Annotated in this window: 10 protein-coding genes and 1 pseudogene; 3 read left to right on the plus strand and 8 right to left on the minus strand. The window is 64.0% G+C overall.

Going from position 1 to position 13173, the window contains the following annotated elements; all coding sequences use genetic code 11:
- Positions 1 to 305 precede the first annotated feature (305 nt).
- A complete protein-coding gene (locus ACWAT4_RS26580) occupies positions 306 to 3146 on the plus strand; it encodes an ATP-binding protein (RefSeq protein WP_212426715.1) in 2841 nt (946 codons plus the stop codon).
- A 21-nt stretch (positions 3147 to 3167) separates the two neighbouring features.
- Here the strand turns inward: ACWAT4_RS26580 and msrA are convergent, their stop codons facing one another.
- Both msrA and ACWAT4_RS26590 read right to left on the minus strand, forming a co-directional pair.
- Positions 3168 to 3683 carry a peptide-methionine (S)-S-oxide reductase MsrA gene (msrA, locus tag ACWAT4_RS26585; protein ID WP_212300569.1) on the minus strand — a complete coding sequence of 172 codons (516 nt, stop codon included), beginning with the start codon at positions 3681 to 3683 and terminating at the stop codon, positions 3168 to 3170.
- Between the two features lie 88 nt (positions 3684 to 3771).
- Entirely contained in the window at positions 3772 to 4194 is a 423-nt protein-coding gene (locus tag ACWAT4_RS26590; protein ID WP_212426714.1) for an OsmC family protein, read from the minus strand.
- Positions 4195 to 4491: 297 nt separating this feature from the next.
- Here ACWAT4_RS26590 and ACWAT4_RS26595 point away from each other — a divergent pair, with 297 nt between their 5' ends.
- Complete coding sequence (locus tag ACWAT4_RS26595) at positions 4492 to 5199, plus strand: hypothetical protein (RefSeq protein ID WP_212426791.1); 708 nt, start codon at positions 4492 to 4494, stop codon at positions 5197 to 5199.
- Positions 5200 to 5456: 257 nt separating this feature from the next.
- A pseudogene (locus tag ACWAT4_RS26600) lies at positions 5457 to 5912 on the plus strand (helix-turn-helix domain-containing protein); the annotation flags it as partial.
- Between the two features lie 26 nt (positions 5913 to 5938).
- Here the strand turns inward: ACWAT4_RS26600 and ACWAT4_RS26605 are convergent.
- From ACWAT4_RS26605 to hydA, 6 genes are all read right to left on the minus strand, one after another.
- Entirely contained in the window at positions 5939 to 6922 is a 984-nt protein-coding gene (locus tag ACWAT4_RS26605; protein WP_212426713.1) for an ABC transporter ATP-binding protein, read from the minus strand.
- Complete coding sequence (locus ACWAT4_RS26610; RefSeq protein ID WP_212426712.1) at positions 6919 to 7908, minus strand: ABC transporter ATP-binding protein; 990 nt, start codon at positions 7906 to 7908, stop codon at positions 6919 to 6921. Before ACWAT4_RS26610 ends, ACWAT4_RS26605 begins: the two co-directional genes overlap by 4 nt.
- A gap of 19 nt (positions 7909 to 7927) precedes the next feature.
- On the minus strand, positions 7928 to 8851 hold the full coding sequence (locus tag ACWAT4_RS26615) for an ABC transporter permease (protein WP_212300564.1): 924 nt from the start codon (positions 8849 to 8851) through the stop codon (positions 7928 to 7930).
- On the minus strand, positions 8848 to 9789 hold the full coding sequence (locus tag ACWAT4_RS26620) for an ABC transporter permease (RefSeq protein WP_212426711.1): 942 nt from the start codon (positions 9787 to 9789) through the stop codon (positions 8848 to 8850). Before ACWAT4_RS26620 ends, ACWAT4_RS26615 begins: the two co-directional genes overlap by 4 nt.
- A gap of 17 nt (positions 9790 to 9806) precedes the next feature.
- A complete protein-coding gene (locus ACWAT4_RS26625; protein ID WP_212300562.1) occupies positions 9807 to 11408 on the minus strand; it encodes an ABC transporter substrate-binding protein in 1602 nt (533 codons plus the stop codon).
- A gap of 238 nt (positions 11409 to 11646) precedes the next feature.
- The gene (hydA, locus tag ACWAT4_RS26630; protein WP_449728480.1) at positions 11647 to 13116 is read right to left on the minus strand and encodes a dihydropyrimidinase; all 1470 of its coding nucleotides are present in this window, start codon (positions 13114 to 13116) and stop codon (positions 11647 to 11649) included.
- Positions 13117 to 13173: the final 57 nt, after the last annotated feature.

Genomic DNA, 13173 nt, shown 5'->3' on the forward strand with positions numbered 1-13173 from the left:
AGCATGCGGCGATCGTCAATGGCGGCATGCCTCGTGAGATGAGCTATCGCTGAACACGGAGCGACCACCTCCACCTCGCTTCAGGCATGCCCGCTACGCGGAACCGGAAGTGGCCGGAACGGCACCAGACCGGCATCGCCATAACCCATTCGTTCGAAAGAGATATTTCGTCGCACGCGGTCGACCGACGCGGCGAGGTGCACATCCGCCGCGGTCCCTCGCTCCTTTCGTCCAGTTTACTCACCTCCTCGATCTGCTAGACCGGTTCAAACACTTTTGACTCCCGGCCGAGGGGGCGATGGCGCGTGCCAGACGATAACAACCAAGACTCGGCCATTTCTTTTGGGCCATTTCGACTGCTTCCGAAGTCCCGCCTCCTGGAGAAGGACGGCGCGCATCTTCACGTCGGAGGCCGCGCGCTCGACATCCTGATCTTCCTGGCCGAGCGGCCCGGCGAAGTCGTCGACAAGCGCGAGCTGGTCAAACGCGTCTGGGCCGACGTGAATGTCGACGACGGCAGCCTTCGCTTTCACATCGCAGCGCTGCGAAAAGCACTCGGCGACACCGGCAAGTCCGCCCGCTATGTCGTCAACGTCCCCGGCCGTGGCTATTGCTTCGTCGCGACTCTCGCCCAGACCCCCGCCGAGATCCAGCCTTCCCCGGTTGACGTCCCTCTCCCTCGCTCGCTTCCCGCTCCGCTCGCCCGGGTGATCGGACGAGACGATATCATCGAAAAGATTTCGAGCGGGCTTACGCAGCACCGTTTCGTCACCGTGGTCGGCCCCGGCGGCATCGGCAAGACCGCGGTGGCGGTGGCCGTGGGCCATCGCCAGCTCACGCGTTTCGACGGACACGTCTTTTTCGTTGACTTTGGACCGGTCAGGAAGCCCGAACTCGCCGCGATCACCATCGCCTCGACGCTCGGACTGTCCATCGATGCGGAGGATCCGCTGCCGGCCCTGCTGACGCATCTCCAGGCAAAGCCAGTGCTACTGATCTTCGACAGTTGCGAGCACGTGCTGGAGATCCTCGCGCCGCTCGTCGAGCACCTCGTCCGCGACGCGCCGCGATTGCATGTGCTGGCAACCAGCCGCGAATCCTTTCGCAGCGAAGGCGAACGGATATTTCGACTGTTTCCGCTGGATTGCCCGCCCCAACGTAACGATCTCACCGTGGCCGACGTCCTCACCTATCCCGCAGCCCAGCTCTTTCTCGAGCGTATCGCGCAGAGTTCCGGACCATTCCAGCTCAGCGAGGAAGAAGCCCCCCTGGTGGCGGACATCTGCCGCCGCCTCGACGGCATCGCACTCGCAATCGAGCTCGCGGCGGGGCGCGTCAATGCCTATGGAATCGCCGGCACGGCATCCCTGCTTGACAGCCGCTTCTCGCTGCAATGGCGTGGGCGACGCACGGCCATCCCGCGACACCAGACGCTCGGCGCCGCGCTAGACTGGAGCTACGACCTCCTTCCCGCAACCGAGAGCGCGATCTTGCGGAGATTGTCGGTCTTCGTCGGCCGGTTCACGCCGGAGGCGGCCGCCTCCGTCGCCGCAGGCGACGGGCTTAGTGCAGCCGCGACCATGGAGGCGATCGACAATCTCGTCACCAAATCCCTGATCGCACCATCGGGCGCAAGAACGCTGCGTTATCGGCTGCTGGATACCACGCGCACCTATGCACTCGGCAAGCTGAACGAGGCCGGCGAAGCGAAACGGATTGCGCGGCGGCATGCCGACTATTTTCGCGACCTGTTCGAGCGCGCTGAAGCCGAGACCTCTTCTCCATTGCCAGACTGGCTCGGCACCTACGGCGCCGAACTGGACAATCTGCGCGCTGCACTGGATTGGGCCTTTTCCGCAGATGGTGATGCACAGCTTGGCATCGCGTTGACGGCGGCGGCGGTGACGCTCTGGGTGCGCCTGTCGATGTTCGCCGAGTGCCGCGAACGCGTCAGGACCGCGCTGGCCGCGCTCGGCGACCACGGCGACAACAGGGTGCGCATGCAGCTCCTGGCCGCGCTCGGCTGGTCGCTGATGTACGGCGAAGGACGCGCGCGCGAGGCCCGCCCGATCCTCGAAGCCACGCTCGAACTGGCCGACAGGCTGGACGACAAGGATTTCCGGCTGCGGGCGCTCTGGGGCTTGTGCATCGACCAGTTCAACAACGGTGCATTCGGCAAGGCGCGCGCGCTCGCCGATCGCTTCGCCGAAGCCGCGTCGAGCTCATCTGACAAGACCGACCTCATGCTGGCGGACCGGCTCATGGCCGTTGCCCTGCATTATCTCGGTGATCAGAGCGAGGCGCGCGTTCGTATCGACCGGGTGAATGCGTCCCTGCATGTGCTGGCCGAGAAGCCCAAGATATTCCCGCTCGACTTACGGATATCGACACAGTATTTCCGCGCCCGCATTCTGTGGCTTCAAGGTCACGCGGATCAGGCTCTCGCGCTCGCCGAGCGCAACATCCATGAAGGCCGCGCCAACGGCCACGCGTTGACCTTCTGCAGCGTGCTCGGACAGGCCGCGTGCCCGATCGCTTTTCTGGCCGGGGACTACGATGCCGCCGAGCGCTACGGGACCGAGTTGCTCGAGCACACCGATCGCCACGCGATCCGGCTCTGGGGGCTGTGGGCCCGTGCATTCAACGCCCTGGTCGTTGCAAAGCGCACGGACGTCGAGGCAGGCTTGCCGCTGCTGCGCGACGAGCTCAACCGTGCCGGCGACGCGCGCTTCCTGCCGCGCTTTCTTCCCCTGCTCGGCGAGCTCGCGGCATGTTTCGGACAGGCCAATCAGATCCATCAGGGCTTTGACACGATCGAGAACGCGTTGGAGCGTTGCAACGACCGGCAGGAACGCTGGTACCTGCCGGAGCTGCTCCGTATCAAGGGCGATCTCATGCTGAGAGAAACGCCCCGATCGGAAGCTGCCGACGCCTGTTTTCACCAGGCCATGGACCTTGCAACACAGCAGGGCGCAAACTTCTGGCAGCTGCGATGCGCCGTCAGCATCGCAAAGCTCAGGATTGAACGAGACCAGCGCGCAGACGCACTCGCCATTCTAGAGACGGTCTGTGGCGCGCTGACCGAAGGACCCGACATCGCCGATATGCGGATCGCGCGCAGCCTGATCGCGCAATTGCGGGCGTAGCCTGAAATCCCCCGTCCGGATCTAGCCTCCCGCAGCAACTGCGCGCCGCGGCAGCTTCCAGTTCGGCCGGATGAAGTGGCAGGTGTAGCCGTCGGGATAGCGCTCGAGGTAATCCTGATGCTCGGGCTCAGCCTCCCAGAATTCGCCGACGGGTGCCGTTTCCGTCACCACCTTGCCGGGCCACAGACCCGATGCTTCGACATCGGCAATGGTGTCTTCGGCAACGCGCTTCTGTTCGTCCGACGTGTAGAAAATCGCCGAGCGATAGCTCGTCCCCAGATCATTGCCCTGACGGTTGAGCGTGGTGGGATCGTGGATCTGGAAGAAGAACTCCAGCATCGTTCGATAACTGGTCTTTGCCGGATCGAAGATGATCTCGATCGCTTCGGCATGACCTTCGTGATTGCGATAGGTGGCGTTCTTCACAGCACCGCCGGTGTACCCGACGCGCGTGGAGACAATTCCGGGCTGCTTGCGGATGAGGTCCTGCATGCCCCAGAAGCAGCCTCCAGCCAAAACTGCGCGCTCTGTCGTCATCTGTCAGCTCCCAATCGGCCAGGGACGTCCATCCGGTTCCGACATTCTGCCGGGGAGCCGGATGGACAACTTAATTGAAGCACCGCAACTAGACCAGCTTGGCGTCGAGGCTGATTTCGGCGTTGAGAACCTTGGACACCGGACAATTCTTTTCGGCCTCTCCTGCAATGCGGGCGAAACCGGCGTCATCCAGATTGGGCACCTTGGCGCGCAGGGTCAGCGCCGACTTGCTGATCTTGAACCCCTTGCCGTCGGGCTCGAGCGAGACTGCAGCCTCCGTCGACAACTCGGTCGGCGCGAAGCCGGCAAGCTGAAGGCCGAACGCCAGCGCCATGGTGAAGCAGCCAGCATGCGCGGCTGCGATCAATTCCTCGGGGTTGGTCCCTTTCTCGTTCTCGAAACGCGTCTTGAAGGAATAGGGCGTCTCGGCCAGCACGCCGGACTCGCTGGTCAAATGGCCGGTGCCGTCGCGACCGGTGCCTTGCCAAACAGCTTTTGCCTTGCGGATCATGTCACGTCTCCTCGGTTGCTCGCGTATCGCAGCGATCCTATCCGCTGCTGATTTGTCCTGTATGAAGCCAACACCGATCCAGCCGATGCGGGTATCCCGGAACACGCGCATCACCAATGCTTCCTCGGAACGGCCGTGCACGCTCAACTTGGCCTCATGCGGCTTGGCGGACAAATTGGCAATATCTTCAACGAGCTACCGTCCGATCGAGCTCTTGCAACTCCTAACAACTTCTAACACGCCAAGCCGCCCACGCCCCGCCATGGTGGAGGCAATTCATGGTGGATGCAGTGGGACATGGCACTTCTTGACGATGCGATCGACGCCTGCGGGGGGCTGACCCGCTGGAACAATCTGAGCCGGTTCACGCTGCATCTTTCCGTTGGCGGGGTACTGTTCTCCGACGCCGGACATGCGCGGGAATTCAAGGACGTCACCGCGGAGGGATCGACGCGGACACAATCCGTCCGCTTCACCGGAATCACGGGCGGCGAACGATCCGGCGCGTTTCAGCCTGATGCGATCACGATCGAAAGCCTGGATGGTCACGTGCTGCGGACATGGCGCAACCCGAGCCTTGCCTTCCCCACCCATGGCGCACATGCGCTGGCGGACGAGCTGCATCTGGTCTTCTTCTGCGGCGTCCAGATCTGGAACTATCTCACCACCCCATTCCTCCTCGCCCGTCCCGACGTCGCGGTCGAGGAGCTACCGCCGTGGCAGGAAAATCGTGAGACGTGGCGGCGCCTGCGCGCGCAATTCCCGCCGGACCTGATCAGCCTGGCGTCCGAGCACGTGTTCTATTTCGACGACAGCGCCCTGCAGCGACGGACCGACCACGACCTCCTGGGCGCACGTGTCGCGCACTACTCGTGGGCCCACGAGACCTTCGGCGGCATCGTGGTTCCAACTCTTCGGCGTACCCTGGCGCTGCAGCCCGACGCAGCGGTGATCGCCAAGCCCGTGCTGATCGACGTCGAGATTTTCGACGCCGTCTTCGAATGACGGCCAAGCCCTTGAATACCAACCAAAGCTCAAGCGACTGCGGCCGGCTGCCGCACCCGCCCGCCCCACATAATCTAACAGATCCTAATCACCCCTAACGGGCTTCCAGGCCTTCGCGCGCCTATCCTGCCACCAATACCGAAGATGCGAGTTCACCGATCTCGGCGAACGACCGCGCGGATCAGAAAGAATAAGCGATGCTGACCGAATTGCAGAGAGCACACACCCGGATCGACCTTCCGGCCGGCCCAGGAGATCACGAAGCCCGCCCCGAATTGCCGCGTGCCAAGATCAATGCCCTACCGAAATGGCGGCTGCGTCGCGTCGAGCACCATATCGCCGCTCATTTCGAACGCAGCATCAGCCTGTCCGAGCTCGCCAATGTCGCGGGTCTCTCGAGAATGCATTTCGCCGCACAATTTCGCGCGGCGACCGGATACCGTCCGCGAGAATACCTCCTCATTCACCGGATCGCGCACGCGAAGTCGCAGCTGACGACGACCCAGCGGCCTCTGGCCGAGATTGCACTCGCAGTCGGCTTCAGCACCCAGGCTCACTTTTCGACCGTGTTCAAGCGCATCAGCGGCCAGACGCCGGCGCGATGGCGCACGGCCGCCAAGACCGAACGGCCTAACTGTGAAAGTCCACTACGGCGCCGGCTTACGCCAGACACGAACTGGAGGGTCAACATGCATTACGCGGATGCGCGCTGAGGCGTTCAACAGCGGCGCTCAGCGTTCTATCCCGCAGGCAGTTCATCGAGGTGGCAGGCCACCCATTGCTCGCCATCAGTCGAACGAAGCTCCGGTTCTTCCGTGCGGCAGCGGTCGAACACGAACGGGCAGCGAGTGTGAAAGCGGCATCCGCGCGGCGGATTGATCGGGCTCGGTACGTCGCCGCCGAGGATGATGGGATTGCGCTTGGCCCCTGGCTCCGGCAGCGGCACCGCCGAGAGCAGCGCCTTGGTGTAGGGATGTCTTGGCGCGGCAAAGATCTCCCGGCGCGGCGCCACCTCGACGATCTTCCCGAGATACATCACCGCGACGCGATGGGTCATATGCTCGACGATTGCGAGATCATGGCTGATGAACAGCAAGGCCAGGCCAAACTCGCGTTGGAGATCCTGCAACAAATTGACGATCTGCGCCTTGACCGAGACGTCGAGCGCCGAAACCGCCTCGTCGCAGACGATCAGCTCCGGTTCGGCCGCGAGCGCCCGTGCGATGCCGATGCGCTGACGCTGGCCTCCCGAGAATTCGTGCGGCCGGCGGTTCAGCGCCTCGCGCGGCAGGCGCACGGTGTCCATCAGCGCCGTGACGCGCGTCTCGAGATCGGTCGCCGACTTGGCCAGACCGAAATTCCGGATCGGCTCGGCCAGGATGTCGCGCACGCGCATGCGTGGATTGAGGCTCGAGAACGGGTCCTGGAACACCACCTGCATGCGTTGCCGCAGCTGGCGCATCGTGCTCGGATGCGCATCGTCGATGCGCTGGCCGTCGAGGATCACCTGGCCTGATGTCACGTCGAACAGCCGCAGGATCGCACGGCCGACCGTCGACTTGCCGCAGCCAGACTCGCCGACCAGCGACAGCGTCTCGCCCCGTGCAATCTCGAACGACACGCCGTCGACCGCATAGACCCACTCGGACTTGCGCCCGAACAGGCCGGCCTTGACCGGAAAGTGCTTCTTGAGGTCATTGACCTGGAGCAGCGGGATGCTCATGCCGCAACGGCTCCCTTGGCGGCGTGGTGGCAGGCTGCGATGTGGCGCGGCCCCTTTTCTTCGAGGCCGGGCGCATGTTGCCGGCAGAGATCAGTCGCGAGCGCACAGCGGCCGGCAAAGACGCAGCCGGTGATTGGCTTGCGCAGGTCGGGCACCTGCCCGGGAATCTCGGCGAGCCGCGTCGCGGTGCCGGCGAGCGACGAGCCGAGCCGCGGCACGGCGCCGAGCAGGCCCTGCGTATAGGGGTGACGCGGCGAGCGGAACAGCTCCGCCACCGGCGCCTCCTCGACCTTGCGGCCGGCATACATCACCATGACGCGCTCGGCGATCTCGGCGACCACGCCGAGATCGTGGGTGATCAGGATGATCGCGGCACCGACGCGGCGCTTGAGGTCCAGCATCAGCTTCAGGATCTGCGCCTGGATGGTGACGTCGAGCGCCGTGGTCGGCTCATCCGCGATCAGGAGCTTCGGATTGCAGGCCAGCGCCATCGCGATCATCACGCGCTGGCGCATGCCGCCGGAAAGCTGATGCGGATATTCGCGTACGCGCCGCTTCGGCTCGGGAATGCCGACCAAAGTCAGCATCTCGATCGCGCGCCCCTCGGCCGCCGCCTTGTCGAGGCCCTGATGCAGCATCAGCGTTTCGCGGATCTGGCGGCCGACGGTCAGCACCGGATTGAGGCTCGTCATCGGCTCCTGAAAGATCATCGAGATGTCGTTGCCGCGAATGGCGCGCATCTCGCGGTCGGGCAATTGCAGCAGGTCCTTGCCCGCAAAGCGGATGGCGCCGGCGATCCTGCCCGGCGGTTCCGGAATCAGCCGCATCAGGGACATCGATGTCACCGACTTGCCGCAGCCGGATTCGCCGACAATGGCGAGCGTCTCGCCCTCGTTGACATGGAAGGACACCCCGTCCACCGCGCGATTGATTCCGCTTGGGGTGCGGAAGTGGGTCTGGAGATTTTCAACTTCAAGCAACGCCATCGCGATCAGCCTCGGCGCATCAGAGACGCTTGGCCATGCGCGGGTCGAGCGCATCGCGAAGGCCGTCGCCGAGCAGGTTCACGGCGAGCACGGTGACGGAGAGGAACGCCGCCGGGAAGAACACGATGTAAGGCTTGACCTGCCACAACGCGCGACCCTCGGCCATGATGTTGCCCCAGGACGGAATGGTGGGCGGCGTGCCGGCGCCAATGAAGGACAGGATCGCCTCCGTGATCATGGCGCTGGCGCAAATGTAAGTCGCTTGCACCAGCATCGGCGCGAGCGTGTTGGGCAGGATGTGGCGCAGGATGATCATCGGCGTGCGCGTTCCGCAGGCCACCGCGGCGTCCACATAGGGCTGCTCGCGCAGCGACAGCACCACGCTGCGGACGAGGCGCGACACGCGCGGAATTTCGGCGACGGTGATGGCCAGGATGACGTTGCCGACGCTGCCGCGCGTCAGCGCCATCAGCGCAATTGCGAGCAGGATCGGTGGGATCGACATCAGCCCGTCCATGAAACGCATCAGGATGCCGTCGGCCCAGCGGATGAATCCCGAAACCAGGCCGATGGCGAGACCGGCTGCGGATGCGAGCACGGCAACCGATAGCCCGACCGTGAGCGAGACCCGCGCGCCGAACAGCACGCGTGAGTAGATATCGCGGCCGAGCACGTCGGTGCCGAACCAGAATGCCGCCGATGGCGCCCGGGTGCGCCTGGCAGGCGCCAGCGCGGTCGGGTCCACCGTCCAGAGATATGGCGCAAAGATCGCGATCAGGACCAGCGCCAGCAGCAGCGCCCCGCCGATCGCAACGGTGGGGTGGCCGCGCAAGAACCCGATGAACCCACGTCGGATCGTGACGGGCCGGAGGATTTCAGGCAGTTGCGGCGCGAGCACGAGGCCGGCCGGCAGCACCTGCGGATTGACGGTCGCGTCGGTCAATAGCGGATCCTCGGGTCAACGAGTGTATAGGTGACGTCGATCATCAGATTGACGAGGACGTAGACGAAGCTGAACAGCAGCACGATGCCCTGGATGACGGGATAATCGCGGCGCAGGATCGCATCGATCGTGAGACGGCCAAGACCAGGGATCGCAAACACGCTTTCCGTCACGACCGCGCCGCCGATCAGCAGCGCGATGCCGATGCCAATTACGGTGACGATCGGCACAGCCGCGTTCTTGAGCGCGTGAATGAACAGGATGCCGCCCTGCCCGAGGCCCTTGGCGCGCGCTGTGCGGATATAGTCCTGCTGCAACACTTCGAGCATGGCCGCGCGGGTGATACGCGCGACCAGCGCGATATAGACGCAGCCGAGCGCGATCGCCGGCAAGATCAGATTCTCCAGCCAGGGCCAGAAGCCCTGGTTCAGCGGCGTATAGCCCTGCACCGGAAGCCATTCGAGCTCGAGCGCGAAGATGTAGGCAAGCATGTAGCCGACGACGAAGACCGGCAGCGAGAAGCCGAACACCGCAAAGCCCATGATGGCCCGATCGATGAAGCTGCCGGCCTTCCATGCCGCCACGACGCCGAGCGGCACCGCGACCACGATCGTCAGCAGCAGCGTGACCACCATCAGCGACAGCGTCGGCCCAAGACGCTGCCCGATCATCGTCGAGACCGGCAGGTTGGTGAAGATCGAGGTGCCGAGATCGCCGTGCAGGATGCGCCAGACCCAGCTTCCGAACTGGACCAGGAACGGACGGTCGAGGCCGAGGCTCTGGCGGATGCGCTCCACATCCTCCGGGCTTGCCTGGTCGCCCGCGATCACCACGGCGGGGTCACCCGGCGCAATGTAAAGCAGGCTGAACACGAACAGTGCAACAATCGCCATCACCGGCAAGGTGGCGACGATGCGCCGGAGGATATAGGAAAGCATCTGGCCTCAGCGCGGCATCATGCGGTCTTCGATACACCCCAGAAGAACGGCAGCGGTCCCTTGGTAATGCCCGAAACGTTCTTGCGCCACGCCGTGTAGCTCAGGAAGAATCCGGTCGGCGCGTAGACGACATCATCGAGCGCCGCCTTGTTGAGACGGCCGACAGCCGCCTTCTCCTCGTCGAGGTTCTTGGCGTCGAACCAGGCCGTGACTTCCTTCTCTGCGTTGGGACTGTTGGGCCAACCGAACCAGGCCTTGTCGCCATTGGCGCGAATAGCGGTGTACGGCGCGGGATTGATGCAGTCCGCGCCCGCATGCCAAGTGTGGAACATGTTCCAGCCGCCTTGTCCGGGCGGCGTCTTCTGCGCGCGGCGGGAGCCGACCGTGCCCCAATCGGTTGCGACGAAGTCGACATTCATCCCGAGCTTCTTGAGGAGGTCGGCGGTCACATCGCCCATCGCCTTGGTGATCGGCTGGTCCTGCGCTACGAGGCAGGTCACCGGCTGGCCGGAATAGCCGCTCTCGGCGAGCAGTTTCTTGGCCGCATCGAAATCCCGTTTGCCCTTGAGGATCTCGCCGCCCATCTCGCTATAGAGCGGCGTATCGGGCGTGAAGAAGCCCGGCAGGGACTTCCACAGTGCATCGTCGTCGCCGACGATCGCGCGCATGTAGTCCTCCTGGCTCAGCGCCATCAGCACCGCGCGACGTGCCCGCACGTCGTTGAACGGTGCGAACAGATGATTCATGCGGAACGAGCCGATATTGCCGAGGGGATCGCCGATATCGACGCTGATGTTCTTGTTCTTCTTCAGCACGGGCACGAGATCGGCAATCGGGTTCTCCCACCAGTCGACCTCGCCGTTCTGCAAGGCCGCGGCCGCCGTTGCGGGATCCGGCATCACCAGCCACTCGACACGATCGACCAGAATCTGCTTGCCGCCGGCAAGCCACGAGGCCTTCTCCTGCCGCGGCACGTAATCGGCGAATTTCTCGAACACCGACTTGGCGCCGGGGACCCATTCGCTCTTGGCGAACTTCATCGGCCCCGAGCCGACATACTCGGTGATCTGCTTGAACGGATCGGTCTTCGCGATACGTTCTGGCATGATGAAGGAGCACGGCGCGTTGTTCTTGGCCAGCGCATAGAGCATTTTCGGGAAGGGCTGCTTCAACACCCACTTGAAGGTGCGGTCATCGACAGGGGTCAACTCCTGCTGGATCGCCAGGATCATCAGGCCCATCGGATCGCGCGCGGCCCAGCGCGCCAGGCTCGCGACGACGTCCTTGCTCAGCACCGGCTCGCCGTCGTGGAATTTGAGCCCCGGGCGCAGCTTGAACGTCCAGATCTTGCCGTCGTCCGAGGTTTCCTCGGACTCGACCATCTGGCGCTGCGGCTGCAGCTTCGCATCGACGCCGTACAGCGTATCCCAGACCAGGGCCGCCGCATTGCGCACGACATATTGGGTACCCCAGATCGGATCGAAATTGGCGAGATTGGCCTGCGGCACGAAACGCAGGGTGCGCGCCGCTGCGCCTTGGGCGATCGCCGGGGCCGATAGGCCGGTCAATGCCAGGCCGCCTGCGCCGGCCAGTCCCTTCAATACGGTCCTGCGATCCATAAAGTCCTCCCAGTCATGCCGTGATGCCGGCCGTTCATTGGCCAAGGGCAGGTGAAATCGAGCCCAATAGCGTGCAAATGGTATGCCAGTAACCGGCCGTCCGCCAGCGGGTTCTCATCGACTTTTGGCCATCATTGCACAGCAGCACGGACGCAGTGACGCCGCTGGAGATGACCGGTTCTGGTTCGGTGGAGGAGCGCTCACCGCGGCAATGATCGTCAGCGCGCGCGAGCCATAATCACAGCAATCTTGCTCCAAAATTCCTCTCCGGATCCATGTCGGCCACGAGCCGGCCGGTCGGCTTCGCCGCCTCGCCGCCGCTGCGCGCCAGGAATTTTCCGCTGCCGGCGCTGGCAAGACATCTGTCACCGTCGATAATCACGCGACCGCGCGACAGCACCGACACCGGCCAGCCCTTCAGCTTGCGGCCTGCGAACGGCGTGTAGCCGGCGAGGTCATGCATCATCTCGTCGGCGATCACGGTCTCGCGGTTGGGATCCCAGATTGCGATGTCAGCATCGGTGCCGATCGCGATCGAGCCCTTGCGCGGATGCAGATTGTAGATCTTGGCCGGTGCCGTCGCGGTCAGCTCGACGAACTTTTCAAGACCCAGTCGTCCCTTCGACACCATCGCATCGAACAGCAGCGGCAGCCGCAGCTCCAGTCCCGGCAGGCCGTTCGCGACTTGCTTGAAGTTCGGGTTCGGTCCGGCTCGCAGCTTGCCGGTCTCGTCATAGCGATATGGCGCGTGGTCCGACGAGATGGTCTGGAGATCGCCGAGCGACAGCGCCTGCCACAGCGCCTCCTGGTCCTGATACGTTCGCGGCGGCGGGCTGCACATCCACTTGGCGCCTTCGGCGCCGGGCTTGTCGAGATCATCAGCCGTGAGGAACAGATATTGCGGACAGGTCTCGGCAAAGACCTTGAGCCCCTGCCCGCGCGAGTCGCGGATCACCTTGGCGCCATCGGCGGTCGAGACATGGAAGATCATGATCGGCTGATCGATCAAGGCCGCCATGCCGATCAACCGTGTGAAGGCTTCCGCCTCCGAGACGCGGGCGTGGCTGACGGCATGGTATTTCGGCATCGTGTAGCCACGCGCAAGCAGACGCTTCACCATCCAGGCGATGATGCCGTGATTTTCGGCATGAGCGCACAACATCGCGCCGGACTGGCGCGCGGCCAGCAGAATGTCGAGCAGCGGCTCGTCATCGATCTTGAGCCGGTCATAGGTCATGAAGATCTTGATCGAGGCATGCCCCTTCTTCACCAGCGCCGGAATGTGCTCCTCGACCGTCTCCCTGGTCGCATCCGCGATGATCATGTGAAAGGCGTAGTCGATCACGGCGCCCTTTTTCGCCAGCGCGTGATAATCCTCCACCACCTGCGGCAGCTTCATGCCGACATGCTGGGCTGCGAACGGGATCACCGTTGTCGTGCCGCCGAAAGCTGCAGAGACCGTCGCGCTCTCGAACGTGTCGGCGTTCATGATGCCGGCGGCGGACAGTTGCTCGATATGCGCGTGGCTATCGACGCCACCCGGCAGCACCAGCTTGCCGCGCGCATCGATCTCGCGCTTGGCCGGCGAAAGCCCGCGACCGATAGCCGCGATGGTTTCACCGGAGATGGCGACATCGGCCTCGAACACATCAGTGGTGGTGGCGACGCGTCCGCCGCGGATGATCAGATCGTAGTTGGGTTCAGTCATGAGGCACTCCGTGACAGGCCCGAGCGAAAGGATTGCCAGTTGGCAGGAAAACCATCG

It is taken from the genome of Bradyrhizobium sp. T-1 (assembly GCF_053592855.1).

Excerpts from the sequence above, each read along its gene's own strand:
- msrA (WP_212300569.1), bottom strand. The coding sequence starts at position 3,683 with ATGACGACAGAGCGCGCAGTTTTGGCTGGAGGCTGCTTCTGGGGCATG.
- ACWAT4_RS26610 (WP_212426712.1), bottom strand. The coding sequence starts at position 7,908 with ATGGCGTTGCTTGAAGTTGAAAATCTCCAGACCCACTTCCGCACCCCA.
- ACWAT4_RS26620 (WP_212426711.1), bottom strand. The coding sequence starts at position 9,789 with ATGCTTTCCTATATCCTCCGGCGCATCGTCGCCACCTTGCCGGTGATG.
- ACWAT4_RS26625 (WP_212300562.1), bottom strand. The coding sequence starts at position 11,408 with ATGGATCGCAGGACCGTATTGAAGGGACTGGCCGGCGCAGGCGGCCTG.
- ACWAT4_RS26590 (WP_212426714.1), bottom strand. The coding sequence starts at position 4,194 with ATGATCCGCAAGGCAAAAGCTGTTTGGCAAGGCACCGGTCGCGACGGC.
- hydA (WP_449728480.1), bottom strand. The coding sequence starts at position 13,116 with ATGACTGAACCCAACTACGATCTGATCATCCGCGGCGGACGCGTCGCC.
- ACWAT4_RS26605 (WP_212426713.1), bottom strand. The coding sequence starts at position 6,922 with ATGAGCATCCCGCTGCTCCAGGTCAATGACCTCAAGAAGCACTTTCCG.
- ACWAT4_RS26595 (WP_212426791.1), top strand. The coding sequence starts at position 4,492 with ATGGCACTTCTTGACGATGCGATCGACGCCTGCGGGGGGCTGACCCGC.